Consider the following 13,574-nt stretch of genomic DNA (forward strand, 5'->3'; position numbering starts at 1 on the left):
CCAAAAACATCCCATACATCGCTGGGCGCGGTTTAGTCCTGAAGGCCGGATCAGCGCAGTGCATCTCGACAGGCGAGCGCGTAACCTTCTGCCGGCGTCGATGCCGGGTGTCGAGGCGCACCGGCTTTGACGTTAACCCGATGCGGGAACCGGCGCGCGTCATCCGACCCGTACCACGATCACCGAGAGACCTTGCGCGCTAGGCTCCTTTCCGGTTCAAATCCAGGTCGAACCCTCATCGACCGCGACGGAATCCCCACCCGGAACGATGCCCAAACCCGAGACTCCGGCATGAGCGCCGCCCGCCCGACCGTCCTGCTGGTCGACGACGAGCCGCTGTCGCTCGAGACCCTCACCCGGACGCTCGACGAGCCGTTCGAGGTCCTGACGGCGACCAGCGCCGCCGCCGCCGAGGAAATCCTCGCGGAGGAATGGGTCCAGGTCGTCGTCACCGATCAGCGGATGCCCGAGACCACCGGAGTGGAATTTCTCTCACGGGTCAGGGAGCGTTGGCCGGACGTCGTGCGCATCATCATCTCGGGCTACACGGATCCTGGAGACATCATCGACGGTATCAACCGCGCGGGCATCTATCAGTACATCACCAAACCCTGGCATCCCGACACTCTCCTGCTGACCGTCGGGAACGCCTGCCATCTTTATCGCCTCCAGCGCGAGCATGAGCTGCTCTCGCTCGAAACCCGCCTCACCGCCGCGACCCTGGAGCAGAAACTCGCCGCACACCGCGCGCGACTGAAACGGACCTTTCGGCTCGACGCCATCGTGCGCAGTCCCGGCGGCCCTCTCGACGCGGTGTGCGACCTGGTTGAACGTGTCGCACCCTACGACATCCCGGTGCTGTTGACCGGCGAGTCCGGCACCGGGAAGGAGCTCTTTGCGCGCGCCCTGCACTACAACAGCCACCGAGCCGACAAGCCTTTCGTCGCGGAGAATTGCGGCGCCATGCCGGATCAACTCCTCGAGAGCGAGCTATTCGGCCACAAGAAAGGCGCCTTTACGGGCGCCGTGAACGATCGAATCGGTCTCTTCGAGCAGGCGGACGGCGGTACCATCTTTCTCGACGAGATCGGCGAGGTCTCGCGGGCGTTTCAGGTCAAACTGCTGCGGGTCCTGCAGGAAGGCGACGTGCGCCCGCTCGGAAGCAACCAGCGTCGCCGCGTCGACGTGCGTGTGGTGGCAGCCACGAATCGGTCGCTGGAGACCGAGATCGGCGAAGGCCGCTTTCGGGAGGATCTCTATTACAGGGTCGCCGCGGTGCGCCTGCATCTGCCGCCGCTGCGCGAACGCCCGGACGACATCCCGGTGCTCGCACGTCATCACCTCGCGGCGGCCATGACGGCTTTCGGAAAGCCCGTGACAGGACTCAGCGACGATTTGATCGACCGCCTCCAACGCTATCATTGGCCGGGAAACGTGCGGGAGCTGCAGAACGAAATCCAACGAATGCTGGTCATGTGCGACGGCAACCAGCTCGGAGCGGACTTGCTCGATCCCGGCATCCCGGGTGCCGATTCGCGCTCCAGGCCCCCGATCCCGGAGCCGTTCCCGGGCCAAACCCTCAAGGCCCGAATCGAAGCCCTCGAGGCCGGCGTCCTCGTCGAGACACTCGAACGCAATCGCTGGAACAAGTCAAAGACGGCCGTCGAGCTCGGCCTGTCGCGCGTCGGCCTCAGTGCAAAGATCGAGCGTTACGGGCTGGAGAAACCGCCGTAGAAGGCTCGACGCGATCCGCACTGAGAGACCGCCGGGCCGGTCGTAGAACCCGTCTCGAAGGTCTGCCCTGTCGCCCGCGAACGCTCGGCGTCAGCAAAGAAGGCATGCTTCGCCCTGGTGCGCGTCGGGCAGTTCACTGCCCGACGCCCGTCTCCGCTAATGCGTATGTGCCTTCATCATCAGCTTCAGAATCTTTAGATTGATGACGATGAAGCGATAGAACTGCCAGACGAGCGATGTCCGCATGTATCGCGTGAAGCCTGTAGGCACCGGCGGATAGTAAGCCTGTTGATAGGGCTCTCGGTTCTTGGCGGTCATGGACGTGTTTCCTCGACGATCTGAAGGTTGTTACCGAGCGCGCCCGGGGCTTTCGCCGCATGCGCACCCGGGGCAGGCCTGCTCGGTCCATCAATCGGGCAGCATCGACCAACCGGGCCTGAGCTTCGCCTGATAGATAAAGACGTGGTGCAGGATGTATTTCATCCAATGCCCCGCCAAGCCGATCTCGCCGAAGGTCAGATCCATGTCGCGACCGTATTCCGGGTATTTGTCGTAGTCCGGCACCACCGGAAACACGGTCATGGTGGCTGCAGTCCCTTTGAAGATGTCCGATCCGGTCGAGGCCACGCAGGCCGCACCGATCTCGGCCATAGACGCCGTCTGCGTGGGAGCGGATGCACCCTTGATCATGTCCCGAATGCTTGTGGCTACAGCCTTTCCGATCGCGGCTGACGGCATGCCCGTCCGTGGCGGCGTCGGGTTGATCGGGGTGCCGTTTGCGCTCTTCATGGGCTTGCTGATCAGGTGCGGGGGCGCAAAGGCGATCCCCACGGCGAACATGTTCTTGTACAGCGGGGTTTGATAGGTCTTCGGCCAGTCCTTCGGACCCCAATCCTCGTAGGGCTTCGGCTCGTAATCGGCGTCCACCTTCATGAAGCCGTTCGGCGCGAAGATCTTGCTCGTGATGTCCTCGCCGGATTTGTCGAACGCCTTCAAGGGCTGTCCGGCAAACGGCGGGATCAGCATGGCGAAATCGAAGTCGATCTCGTGGAAGCTGCCGTCGAGCATTTCGTAGTGGACCTTACCCGGCTCGACCTTCGAAACGGCCGCGCGCGTGATCCATTCCATGCCGCGCTCGACCATGAGCGATTCGGCGAAGACCTTGCCGTTCGTGACGTAGCCGCCGCGGTGGATATGCACGCCGCCCATGCCGAAGTCGCCGAGCTCGTACTCGTTGCTGATCCAGATCAGCCGCCCCTTATCGCGCACGCCGGCCTCGCGCAAGGCGTGGTCGACGTTGTAGATGTATTCGAAGGCTGCGCCCTGGCAGGTGCACATACCATGACCGGTGCCGACGACAAAGGTCTTGGTGGCGCCGGCCTTCATCTCCGCGATCATCTTCTGCAGATGTTCGTTGGCCTCCTTTGCATGGTCCGGGGTGCAGACCGAAAGGCTATGGCCGCCGTCCGGGCCGAGACCCGGGGTCGCGCCGAAGTTCAGCTTCGGACCGGTCGCGTTGACCAAGTAGTCGTATTCGACCGCTTCGGTCTGACCGGCTCGCTCAGCGTCCGTGTACTCGATCGTGACATAAGGATCGTTATGCTCGGCACCACCCTCGGGATGGATCGAAACAGCACCCGCCTGGCGAAAATCGACACCGAGCTTCTTGTAGATGGGGGCCAGCTCGAAGGTCACCTGCTTCTCGGTCATCTCCCCGACGCCGACCCAGATGTTGGACGGGATCCAATTCCACTTCGGTTTGGGCGAAACGACGGTAATCGAATGCGACTTGCCGAGCCATTTTCCGAGATATCGGGCAACCGTGTGCCCGGAGATTCCCGCTCCGAGGATAAGGATTCGTGCCATCTGTGCAGCCTCGTTATGGTGGTCAAGCCACGAACGCTAGCAAGACGGTCGAGACCTGACAAAGACCTGGATCAATGGAATCGACATCCGTCAGGGGCTCGCCGAGGGCTTGCCCCGATTAGCCCCGCACTCGATAAAGATCGGCTTCGGACAGGTCGCGCAGATCGACTTGTCCAGTTTCTGGTAGATCGCGCGAATGGCCGCGTTCTTGGCCTGAAAGACATTACGTCCGCCGGTCGCGTCGATACAGCCGCAGCGCTCGAGCGCCTCCCAGAGGCCGGCCTTGACATTGATCAGATAGAGCCCGCCGCCCTCGGCTTGGCGCCGCTTGGCCTCGCGCACCAAGGTCTCGCCGCCCTGCAGATCGACAAAGTTGATGCCGTCGGCGAGGATCGCGAGATGCTTCTGCTCGGGATGGGTCGCGCGCAGGCGATCGAAGGCGCTCTCGACATGCGCGACCGAACCGAAGAAGAGCGAGCCGTCGATCCGCATAATGCGCAGCTGCGGGCATTGCGCGACGTCCGGCTCGGAGGAGAAGGCTCGATTGGGCAGACGCGAATCCGGTGCCAGCTGGACGATGCGCGGCTTGGATGTACGATCCAGATAGAGGACCAGCGATAGCAAGACACCGGCGAAGATCGCAAACTCGAGCTCCAAGAAGAGCGCCGAGAAGAAGGTGACCGCCAAGACCGAGGTCTCGCGCTTGGAGGCCTTGAGGATATGCCCGATCTCCTTGAAATCGACAAGCCCCCAAGCGACCAGGAAGAGCAATCCGGCCATCGCCGCCTTCGGCAGATAACTGGCATAGGGTGCAACCAAGGGCACGATCCCGATCAGCAGCACGCCCGCGAAGATAGCCGCCAACGGCGTTCGTGCGCCGGCGGCATAGTTCACGCCGCTGCGGTTGAAGGAACCGGTCGCAACGTAGGCCGAAAAGAAGGAGCCGGCGATGTTCGATAGGCCTTGGCCGATAAACTCTTGGTTGCCGTCGATGCGGTAACCCCCGCGCGCCGCGAGAGAGCGGCCGATCGACACCGCCTCGGTGAGTGCGAAAAGGGTGACCGCCAAAGCGGTCGGAGCCAACTCCTTGATGTGGTTAAGCTCCAAGTCAGGGACCGACAGCGGCGGGAAGCCCGCAGGCAAGGCCCCGACGGTCGCGATCCGCGTGACCTCGTTGCCGAGCCAGGCGTCGAGCCCGACGGCGATCAGACTGCCGCCGAGCATGGCGGCGATCATGTAGGGAATCTTCGGCAACCAAAGTTTGAAAGCGATGCCGATCAGCAGGGTCGAGACCGCCACCAGGGTGGTCGCCGGGTTGATCTCGAGCGCGTGATGACCGAACTGGATCAAGATGTCGTGCAAGTGTCCCCCGCTGTCCATCTCGATACCGAAGAAATGCTTGAGCTGCTTGGCCGCAATCAAGAGCGCCGCGCCGGCGGTGAAGCCCACGACCACCGAATGCGAGATGAAGTTGACCAAGGTCCCCATCCGCGCGAGACCGAGTGCAAGCTCCATGAGGCCAACCATGAAGGTCAAGGTCAAGGCAAGGGTGACATAGTCCGGCGAGCCGGGCATCGCCATCACCGACAAGGCCGAGAACAGGACGACCGAGGCCGCCGTCGTCGGCCCGGAAACCAGGTGACGCGACGACCCGAACAGCGCCGCGATGATGGCGGGCACCATCCCGGCATAGAGTCCATATTCCGGTGGCATGCCTGCGATGGTCGCGAAGGCCACTGCCTGCGGCAGCACGACCAGGGCACCGATGGCGGCAGCGAGCGCATCCGCCTTCATCTCCGCGCGCCCGACCGCGGGCAGCCAGGACATGAAGGGGACGAGCCAAGACCAGCGATGCGAGACCGAGTACGACATGATGGCAGCATCTCGAAAGGCGTATCGAAAGCGGCGGCCGGCAGGCGCCGCGCAAGTGGCCGCAGCGACTGAACCGCGGCTCGGCGATCGGCACAGGCCACATGCGCCGCGCACCAACCCCCCGGATTGTACGCGATTTACCACCGGCACCGTCGCGCCGATCGCGTCGAGCCGGCGAACCGACGCGCGCTCTGCTTCATGTGCCGACCAGCGCGAGCTCGCGCTGGTCGGCTATCGATTGGCGAAGGACACGCACGTGGTGATGAAGCGGCGCGATGCACTGCGCCTCTCGAAGAGCGCGCGAGCATAGGCGGTTCTGCGCGTGAAACACCTGGTCGACACCCTGGAGCTAGCCGGTCTGAAGGCGGACGACGACGTGTATCTCATCGCGGACCCGGCAGAGCTCGCCGAGCTGGGTCGGCTCTTCATCGCGAGCGCAGCACCCGCGCGCTCGTCGAATCAGGTCTTCTTCGGGGAGTACGTTCTAAACGGCGAGTCGCGGTTAGGCGATCTTGCGGCCGCCGACGGACTGGATCTACCCACGTCGGACCATGCCCTTGATTCGGATGTAATCGGCCGGCGCGATTTGGACATGGCTCACCCGGTCGTGGGCGACAGGCTCCGACTCAAGTCGGTCGAAGCCCCGCCTCACCAGTCAGACGACGCATTCAGTGCGGCCCGGGCCTCCTCGCTCGGAAACAGGACCACGCCCGCCTCGTCGATCAGCGAGATCGCCAAGGTGGGACAACCCTCTGCAGCAGCACGCATGATGTGCTGGTCACCCAGCCCGCCCGTCGGGAGTGCCTTGAGGTCGTCCCCGATATCGTGCTCTTTGAAGGCTTGGGGGCAAGCGACCCAGCAGGTCCCGCAGCCGATGCAGGCGACGTCGATAACCTCGATTTTACTGATCATAAGTGCGAGCAATCCGTATTCAGAGTCGTTGGGCGGCCCGGGCCGCGCGCGTCGGGCGGAAAGATTACGCCGCACGCCGCCATGGCGCAACGATGCAGGGTAAGGACCTGAGCCTGACGAATCACGCCCTTCGGTGTACCTTACGCGATCCTCAAGATTCAGACGAAACCCAGGAGACGCTTCATGTCAGATGCCCCGTTCGAGCTCGTCGATGCCAAAGACAGCTTCGTCGACAGCGACTGGTTCCATCACTGCCGCGAAACCCGCACACCCTTCGTCGTCGTGCGCAGCGGCGAGCACTCTGCCGATGTCCTCTGGGATTACATCACGTTGCCGCCCGAGTGCGACGCGGCGCTGCAGGAGAACCTGCCCGCATTGGAGCGTGACGCCCGCGCGATTTTCGATCGCTACGCCATTCCCGAGTCCTATCTCCGCGTCAAGGCGACCCTGATCGGCTTCGATCGCCTGCCGTTCGATCGTGCAAAAAGCGCCGCGGCGGATCTCTACTCACTCATCGCCGCCTACCTTCCGGCCGCAGAGGCTGGGGGCGTCGCTGCCGCCGGCGCGCCGCCCGACCGACACACGGAAAACGACCCGCGGGGCGACGCTCCTGCGTCGACATCGCTCCGACTCTGGGTCGAAGCGGTCAGCACTCCGTCCGCAGCCTGAGATCCATGAGGTGCGCGTGAGCACAACATAGGGTCTTTGGCTTCCGATTCGCCCACAAGATCTTGTGTCCTGGTACTGGACATCCGTGACGAATGCCCTAAACTCACGAGTCACGAACGGACGAGACCGACCACCGACATTTTCGGCCGACGGCCGTCGGCAGCCGCCCGAATGCCGATCAGGTCAACCGAATCCCATCGAGGAGACACACGATGCTGAACTGGGACGATCCACTCGCCACGACCGGACCCGCCGCCCGTGATCAGGGAAGGGCATTCATCGTCGATCCGACCGAAACGCCCGACGACTGGGCCGCCGACCGGCAGCCCGACATCGACACCGCGACCCCGGCTCGTGCGACCCTCGAAACCGCGCATGTGCGCCCAGGCCACGGCCTGGTCAGCAATGCCGACCTGATGTCTACCGCCGGCGCGGCCCCGGTCGTCGACCCCAACCCCTTCCCCGCATCCGCCTCGCTCCAGAGCGAGCTGCCGATCGGGGACACCCTGGTGCCCACCGAGCCCCGGCTGCAGACGCAGCATTCGGACGAGGGCATCGTCGGCGGCGCCACCGGTCTCGAGTCGCTTGAGATGGGCGCGGGGCGGGTGCGCGTCGACGACAAGAAGATCATCAACTGTCACGCCGATCTGAACCAGCTCGTCCCCTTCAAATACGAGTGGGCGTGGCAAAAGTATCTCGACGCCTGCGCCAACCACTGGATGCCGCAAGAGATCAACATGAACGCGGATATCGCGCTCTGGAAGGACCCCAACGGACTGACCGAGGACGAGCGCACCATCATCAAACGCAACCTCGGCTTCTTTTCCACGGCCGACTCCCTGGTCGCAAACAACCTGGTGCTCGCGGTCTATCGCCACATCTCCAACCCCGAGTGTCGGCAATACCTTCTGCGCCAAGCCTTCGAGGAGGCGCTGCATACCCACGCCTATCAGTACGTCGTCGAGAGCCTTGGCCTGGATGAAGGCGAAATCTTCAATATGTACCGAGAGGTCCCCTCGGTGGCGCGCAAAGCCGAATGGGCCCTACCCTATACCCAGCACCTTGCCGACCCGCACTTCAAGACCGGAACGCCCGAGAACGACCGCAAGTTGCTGCGCGAGCTGGTCGCCTTCTACGTGATCTTTGAAGGCATCTTTTTCTATGTCGGATTCGTGCAGGTCCTGAGCATGGGCCGGCGCAACAAGATGACCGGCACCGCCGAGCAGTTCCAATACATCCTGCGCGACGAATCCATGCACATGAACTTCGGCATCGACGTGATCAACCAGATCAAGATCGAAAACCCCCATCTGTGGAGCCCGGAGTTCAAGCAAGAGCTCATCACCATGATCCGCGATGCGGTGACCATGGAATCGCGCTATGCCCACGACACCATGCCGCGCGGTGTCCTCGGGCTCAACGCACCCATGTTCGAAGAGTATCTGCAATTCATCGCCAATCGGCGTTGCGCACAGATTGGTCTGCCTGAGCAATATCCTGGCGCATCCAACCCCTTCCCTTGGATGTCCGAAGTGCTTGACCTGAAGAAGGAAAAGAACTTCTTCGAGACCCGGGTGACGGAATATCAGACGGGTGGTGCGCTGAACTGGGATTAAACCGCGTCTTAGTGGCCACTCGCCGGGTATGAGCGGACACCAGCCACAGGAGCATCAATAGACCTTGGCGTCACGCGGTTTAAGATTTTAAAATGCAGTGATGGGCCTCGCTCATTAGACCAGCCACACAAGAGTCAAGGGACTCGTGACACCCGCTTCGCGGTGTCACGAATGCCCGGAGTTGCGGACAAGACACCGTTTGAGGACTTAAACCGCGTCTGCTCCGAGAGTGGCTGGTTTCTATGGCGCTCACCCGGCGCGCATCGGGCGCATATCAAAGGGAGACGGGGGTTAATGCGCACTGAAACGAGCGTTTATGTCTCGATGACGGACGAGGAGAATCTGCTCTCCGCCGTATCGCCTCGACCCTTCTCCCTCGACGGCGCCGAATGGCCGACAGCCGAGCATTATGTGTTGGGCATGCTGTTCGAGGATCCCGCGCTTAGGGCAGAGATCCGCTCGGACCCCGACCCGCAGCAAGCCCGCAAGCTCGCCAAGCGCCACAAGCGCAAGATCCGCAGCGACTGGGACTCGGTGCGACGCGTCTACATGACCCGCGCCATCTATACCCTTTGCCGGAGCCACCCCGCGTCCGCACAGGCACTCCTCCAAACCAGCGACAAACGCATCGTCGAGAGCAGCCTCTATGATTACTACTGGGGCTGCGGCCGTGACGGGCGTGGACTGAACACCTATGGGGAGGTGCTCATGGATGTACGGCAGAAGCTCAGGTCGGCGAAGGTGGACTCTCCGGGCTTATCGAACGGTCAAGCTCTTGATTCACCGAGGCAAACTTGACCGAGGGTATCCACAGTATGCTCATTCAACGACGGAGCTGATGCAGCATCGCGAGATGCAAGAACCGATGCTCGCCGAGAAGCGTTCAGGAGCTCAGTTTCCCGATATGGCCCAAAATGATCACACTTGAATCGATGGAGCTCGGTCTGAGACGGGGTGAGTTCTTCCTCGAGTATCTACCTACGATTTCCCTCGCGAATGGACGCTGTACAGGTGCCGAGGCCCTCATCCGCTGGCGGCGTCCCGATCACGTGATCATGCCTCCCGGGGACTTTATCCCCATTGCCGAGAATACCCGCGTTTCCGGGCTCCTCACCTATTGGGTGGTCGAGACCGTTGCAGCGGAATTGAGCGACTGGCTCAGGGCCAACCCGGACGCGAATCTCGGGATCAACGTACCGCCTGAAATCGTGGGCCGCGGCGGGATACGTTATGCCGCAGATCGCAGCGGCCTCAGCGAATTCACCAAGCAAATCATCCTGGAGATAACCGAGCGGGGCATACCGGACATGATGGCGGTCACGGCGATCAACGACTATTTGTCGATCGGCGGTCGCGTTGCCCTCGACGACGTCACCTTGGTCGGCGGCGGCAACCTGGCCGTCCTCGCGCGCTGCAGCATCAGCATCATCAAGCTCGACCGGTCCCTCGTCTCCCAAATCGTCGAACAAAACCCGGCGCCCGCTTGGCTGGATAGCGTCAGGGCCTTGCTGGGTTCCTCGCAACTGAAGGTCGTCGCCGAAGGGGTCGAAACGCAGTTTCAGCTTGCCTCAATCCGGACCGCCGGCATTCAAGAGGCACAAGGCTTCTATTTTTCCCGCCCCATCCCAGCGGCTGAATTCGTGGCCTTTCATCATAAGACTCGCGGTTATGAGTCACTTGACCGCTGGGCTCAATGACCTTGACCGAGATTTCTCAACGCACGAGATTCGCATGGTCCTCCGGCGGATCGAACAGGTCGGGACAGACCATCCCTTCCGAGCGCTCGATCCCGACCTCGGATCGGCCGTTTTAGATTCGATCCGGGATCTCTGAACTTAAAGCCCGACCGCGATCGCGAGCAAGACCCCGACCTAGGGCAAGACCGAGGCCATCGCCGCCACCCTGGCCAACAACAACGACAACGACTTCAATGACGCCACTGGTCTGGTCGTCGAAAACGGGTCCCGTGACTCATGACCGCCCTGCTCCCAAGCCCCTCCGCACGCGACTCAGCCTGTGCGGCTTTCTGTACCGACCGGACGAAAAGGGCCGCCCGGCTCGGGCGGCCCCAATGCCCGCTTCCGCGAGCAGCGCTCTCAGTCCTCGCCGCGAGTCAGGCTCAACCCCCGCTCCGGCCGCGAGAAGTTGTGACAGGCGGAACAGTCCTTGCGCTCTTCCTGGACATGGCGGCTGTGCACGGACGCAAAATCACGATCTTCGGATTCATTCTCATGACACTGGGTACAGATCGTGTTGAGGGAGCCGTTGAGCGCGGCCCTGCGCGTCCCGATCACGACGCTCGGCAAGGTCCGCAAACCGTAACCGAGCCCCTGCATATCCAGCCGCGTCGGACCGCCACGGAGCGCGCCATGGCAGGAACCGCAACCCGTCGCCTCTCCGCCCAAGGCGTTGGAGTCGGGTTCGACCCCATGGTTGATGGTCTGGTAGGTGAAGACCGGGACCGTGGTCGTTCCGACGGGCATCTCGGTATCGCCCGGGGTGCCGTTGCAGGCGAGGTCGGGATCGTCGCCGAGACCAACCGCCACCGCGCGGCAGAAGCTGCCGGTTCGGAAGAACTCGAAGGTCGAGTGTCCGACCAGGCTTTTTTCGGGGTCATTGCGGTCATTGCGCGCCAGTTTTCCCCAGTGCTTCTTCATGGGATAAAGTTTGGCGGTCGCGCTCGTGACGTCGCCATTGGGCATCCCGAGGGCGTAAGCCGGGCTGCCGGCACTGAAGCCGCCGACGAAATTGGCCGCCACCGCGGCATCCAACGGGACCGTAGGCACGCCGGCGAGCGATTCTTCCAGATAGACCACCTCGGAGGTACCGTCGAACCAGGTGTAGCTGGGGATGAGCGACGTGGCCCCCAGGCCACCCTTATCCTCGCGGGGGAGCCAGCCGCCGCGGCCGTTGCAGGCCGCATCCGACGGATGTGGATCCTGCCAGTCGCGAGCGATCTCGGTGCCGACCGCCGCCTTGGCATAGCTCGGGATGTGGCATGTCTGGCAGGCGACCTTCATGGCGTGCTTGTCCTTGCTGGAGCCTCGGGTGTTGCTGAAGTCGCCATGCGGACGGGTGTCGTGGCAGCCGCCGGTCTCGCAGGTGAAACGCTCGGCCACGTCGTTGGGCCGCAGGTCGAGTCCGCGACCGCGTATGCGATGGCTCTCGCCGTTGTTTCCAATGGCGCTGTGGCAATCCGAGCAGGTCAGATCGGCGCCGTCCGGACTCATATGCAGGTCGTGCGTGACGCTCGGGTTGATGTTTTCCTTCGACAGATCGCCGCGCTTGGCGCCATCCGCCCCGGCCGCCCCGGCATGGCAGTTGAGACAGGACTGGCGGGTGGTGGCATGGACGTTCTGCGCCGCCGCCAGGGTGGTCAGCGGCATCGGCGTCATCGGGACGGACGCGGGCAGTGTGTCGAGGCCCGCCGGCTTGAACAGGAAGTCGCCCGCCGGGCTCACATTCGGGATGCCCTGGAAGCCGGTACGCAGCACCGAGTTGCCGTCGGAGCGGATCAACGCACCGGTCGTGTCCTCGGCCAGGTTGAGCAAGCTGAAATCGCTGAAGCCCTCTCCCGAGGCGGTCCAGTCCGGGAAGCGTTTGTAGACCTCCTGATGGCAGGTTAGGCAGTCGATGTTGGCGAGTTGCGCGTGGGCCCCCGCGGACGCCGGATCAAGCTGCTCGAACAGCGACTGGGCCATCGGAAACCGCCCGTTCCCGACATGACAGCCGGCGCAGGTGAAGCGCGGCGAGTTCTCGTGTGTCCCGCAGTAGGTATTGACGCCGGTCGCAACCAGATCGCCCGCCGCCTTGGCGGGTCGCTCGCCGGCCGCCGCGAAGTCGACCGGGATGTTGGTGACGAAGTCGAAGGCCCCGCCCTGCTGGTAATGCACCGAGCCGTGCATGTCGCGCGCCTCGTCCCGGTGGCAGGCGACGCAGACCTCGGGGCCGCTATAGGCGGTGATGTCGCAGTGATCCTGGATGGGCGAGGTACATCCGACCTGGGGTGAATCCGAGATGGTGGCGGTCGTGGTCGAGGGCGCGGACGTCGCGCCTGCGTTGTCGGTCACCGTCAGGGTGACGCTGTAGCTGCCGACCGCCGCATAGACATGGCTGGGATTGGCCTGAGTGCTCGTCGCGCCGTCGCCGAAGGTCCAGGTGTAGCCGGCGATGCTGCCGTCCGGATCGGTCGAGCCGGCGCTGCTGAAGCTGATCGCCGTGCCGAGAAGGCCGCTGTAGGGGCCGTTGGCGCGTGCCGAGGGGATTTGGTTCCCGCCACCCGGCGCCTTGGGTGCACAGTCGGATGGCGCCTTGTCCACCGCACGCTCGGCCGTCTTTCCGTCCCTTTGGACGGCGCGCACCCGGCAGGGCACCGGCCTGGGCCGCTCTTCACGGATGGACCAGGCACCGTCGCGTTCATCGGCTTCGTCGTCGTCGAGCTTTTGGGCAGGGCATACGCATTGACCAGGGTCACCTTCGCTCGGGGCGTGCCATGCCCGGAGACGCGCAGGCGTCGCTCGCGGCTGTCCCAGGAAGCACTGTCGATGCGTAGCGGCGATGGGGAGGAACCACGCTCGTCATCGTCCTCGCCGTGACGATCCCGGTGGTCGTCCGCCAGGACGAGACCGGCGGCGAAGAGGCAGATCGCGCCCAAGAGGCACGCGCTCGTCCAGCCGTGCCGCATCTGTCCAGGATCGCGTATCGGGGGTGCGCCAAGGGCGCTCGGCGGTTCGAACGGTGTCATCGCTTACCCTCTTGCTGAAAGGCATCGGGCGAACATGCGCGCGCGCCTTGCGTTCATCGAGCCGACTGACCCGACGGAGCGCCCCGGCAAGCCCAAAGGGCCGGCCCGGTCGAAGAAGTGGACACGGCGGTTCGGGAAAGCGGGGCTTATTCCACCCCGAC

At 63.4% G+C, this 13,574-nt stretch carries 10 protein-coding genes; 5 read left to right on the plus strand and 5 right to left on the minus strand.

The genetic code is table 11. From position 1 onward, the window contains the following. Positions 1–291 precede the first annotated feature (291 nt). Entirely contained in the window at positions 292–1,734 is a 1,443-nt protein-coding gene (locus LT988_RS02940; RefSeq protein ID WP_232408762.1) for a sigma-54-dependent transcriptional regulator, read from the plus strand. A 156-nt stretch (positions 1,735–1,890) separates the two neighbouring features. Here the strand turns inward: LT988_RS02940 and LT988_RS02945 are convergent, their stop codons facing one another. From LT988_RS02945 to LT988_RS02960, 4 genes are all read right to left on the minus strand, one after another. Then, positions 1,891–2,052: a hypothetical protein gene (locus LT988_RS02945; protein ID WP_175534495.1), complete on the minus strand. Its 162-nt coding sequence runs from the start codon at positions 2,050–2,052 to the stop codon at positions 1,891–1,893. A 90-nt stretch (positions 2,053–2,142) separates the two neighbouring features. Continuing rightward, the gene (locus tag LT988_RS02950) at positions 2,143–3,600 is read right to left on the minus strand and encodes an NAD(P)/FAD-dependent oxidoreductase (protein WP_232408763.1); all 1,458 of its coding nucleotides are present in this window, start codon (positions 3,598–3,600) and stop codon (positions 2,143–2,145) included. A gap of 90 nt (positions 3,601–3,690) precedes the next feature. Beyond that, positions 3,691–5,472 carry a SulP family inorganic anion transporter gene (locus LT988_RS02955; RefSeq protein WP_232408764.1) on the minus strand — a complete coding sequence of 594 codons (1,782 nt, stop codon included), beginning with the start codon at positions 5,470–5,472 and terminating at the stop codon, positions 3,691–3,693. Between the two features lie 648 nt (positions 5,473–6,120). After that, positions 6,121–6,384: a ferredoxin gene (locus LT988_RS02960; protein WP_232408765.1), complete on the minus strand. Its 264-nt coding sequence runs from the start codon at positions 6,382–6,384 to the stop codon at positions 6,121–6,123. 183 nt (positions 6,385–6,567) lie between these two features. Here LT988_RS02960 and LT988_RS02965 point away from each other — a divergent pair, with 183 nt between their 5' ends. The 4 genes from LT988_RS02965 to LT988_RS02980 all read left to right on the plus strand — a co-directional run bounded on the left by LT988_RS02965 (position 6,568) and on the right by LT988_RS02980 (position 10,366). Next, positions 6,568–7,053: a hypothetical protein gene (locus LT988_RS02965; protein WP_232408766.1), complete on the plus strand. Its 486-nt coding sequence runs from the start codon at positions 6,568–6,570 to the stop codon at positions 7,051–7,053. A 212-nt stretch (positions 7,054–7,265) separates the two neighbouring features. Further along, entirely contained in the window at positions 7,266–8,669 is a 1,404-nt protein-coding gene (locus LT988_RS02970) for a ribonucleotide-diphosphate reductase subunit beta (protein WP_232408767.1), read from the plus strand. 294 nt (positions 8,670–8,963) lie between these two features. Further along, complete coding sequence (locus tag LT988_RS02975; RefSeq protein ID WP_232408768.1) at positions 8,964–9,467, plus strand: NADAR family protein; 504 nt, start codon at positions 8,964–8,966, stop codon at positions 9,465–9,467. Between the two features lie 134 nt (positions 9,468–9,601). Further along, entirely contained in the window at positions 9,602–10,366 is a 765-nt protein-coding gene (locus LT988_RS02980; protein WP_232408769.1) for an EAL domain-containing protein, read from the plus strand. Positions 10,367–10,765: 399 nt separating this feature from the next. Here the strand turns inward: LT988_RS02980 and LT988_RS02985 are convergent, their stop codons facing one another. Beyond that, on the minus strand, positions 10,766–13,030 hold the full coding sequence (locus tag LT988_RS02985; RefSeq protein ID WP_232408770.1) for a PKD domain-containing protein: 2,265 nt from the start codon (positions 13,028–13,030) through the stop codon (positions 10,766–10,768). Positions 13,031–13,574 lie beyond the last annotated feature (544 nt).

Source organism: Thiocapsa bogorovii (genome assembly GCF_021228795.1).
GTDB lineage: Bacteria > Pseudomonadota > Gammaproteobacteria > Chromatiales > Chromatiaceae > Thiocapsa > Thiocapsa bogorovii.

What these genes read in the sequence shown, in the direction of transcription:
- LT988_RS02950 (WP_232408763.1), bottom strand. Translation starts at nt 3,600, where the DNA reads ATGGCACGAATCCTTATCCTCGGAGCGGGAATCTCCGGGCACACGGTT.
- LT988_RS02975 (WP_232408768.1), top strand. Translation starts at nt 8,964, where the DNA reads ATGCGCACTGAAACGAGCGTTTATGTCTCGATGACGGACGAGGAGAAT.
- LT988_RS02970 (WP_232408767.1), top strand. Translation starts at nt 7,266, where the DNA reads ATGCTGAACTGGGACGATCCACTCGCCACGACCGGACCCGCCGCCCGT.
- LT988_RS02940 (WP_232408762.1), top strand. Translation starts at nt 292, where the DNA reads ATGAGCGCCGCCCGCCCGACCGTCCTGCTGGTCGACGACGAGCCGCTG.
- LT988_RS02955 (WP_232408764.1), bottom strand. Translation starts at nt 5,472, where the DNA reads ATGTCGTACTCGGTCTCGCATCGCTGGTCTTGGCTCGTCCCCTTCATG.
- LT988_RS02960 (WP_232408765.1), bottom strand. Translation starts at nt 6,384, where the DNA reads ATGATCAGTAAAATCGAGGTTATCGACGTCGCCTGCATCGGCTGCGGG.
- LT988_RS02965 (WP_232408766.1), top strand. Translation starts at nt 6,568, where the DNA reads ATGTCAGATGCCCCGTTCGAGCTCGTCGATGCCAAAGACAGCTTCGTC.
- LT988_RS02980 (WP_232408769.1), top strand. Translation starts at nt 9,602, where the DNA reads ATGGAGCTCGGTCTGAGACGGGGTGAGTTCTTCCTCGAGTATCTACCT.
- LT988_RS02945 (WP_175534495.1), bottom strand. Translation starts at nt 2,052, where the DNA reads ATGACCGCCAAGAACCGAGAGCCCTATCAACAGGCTTACTATCCGCCG.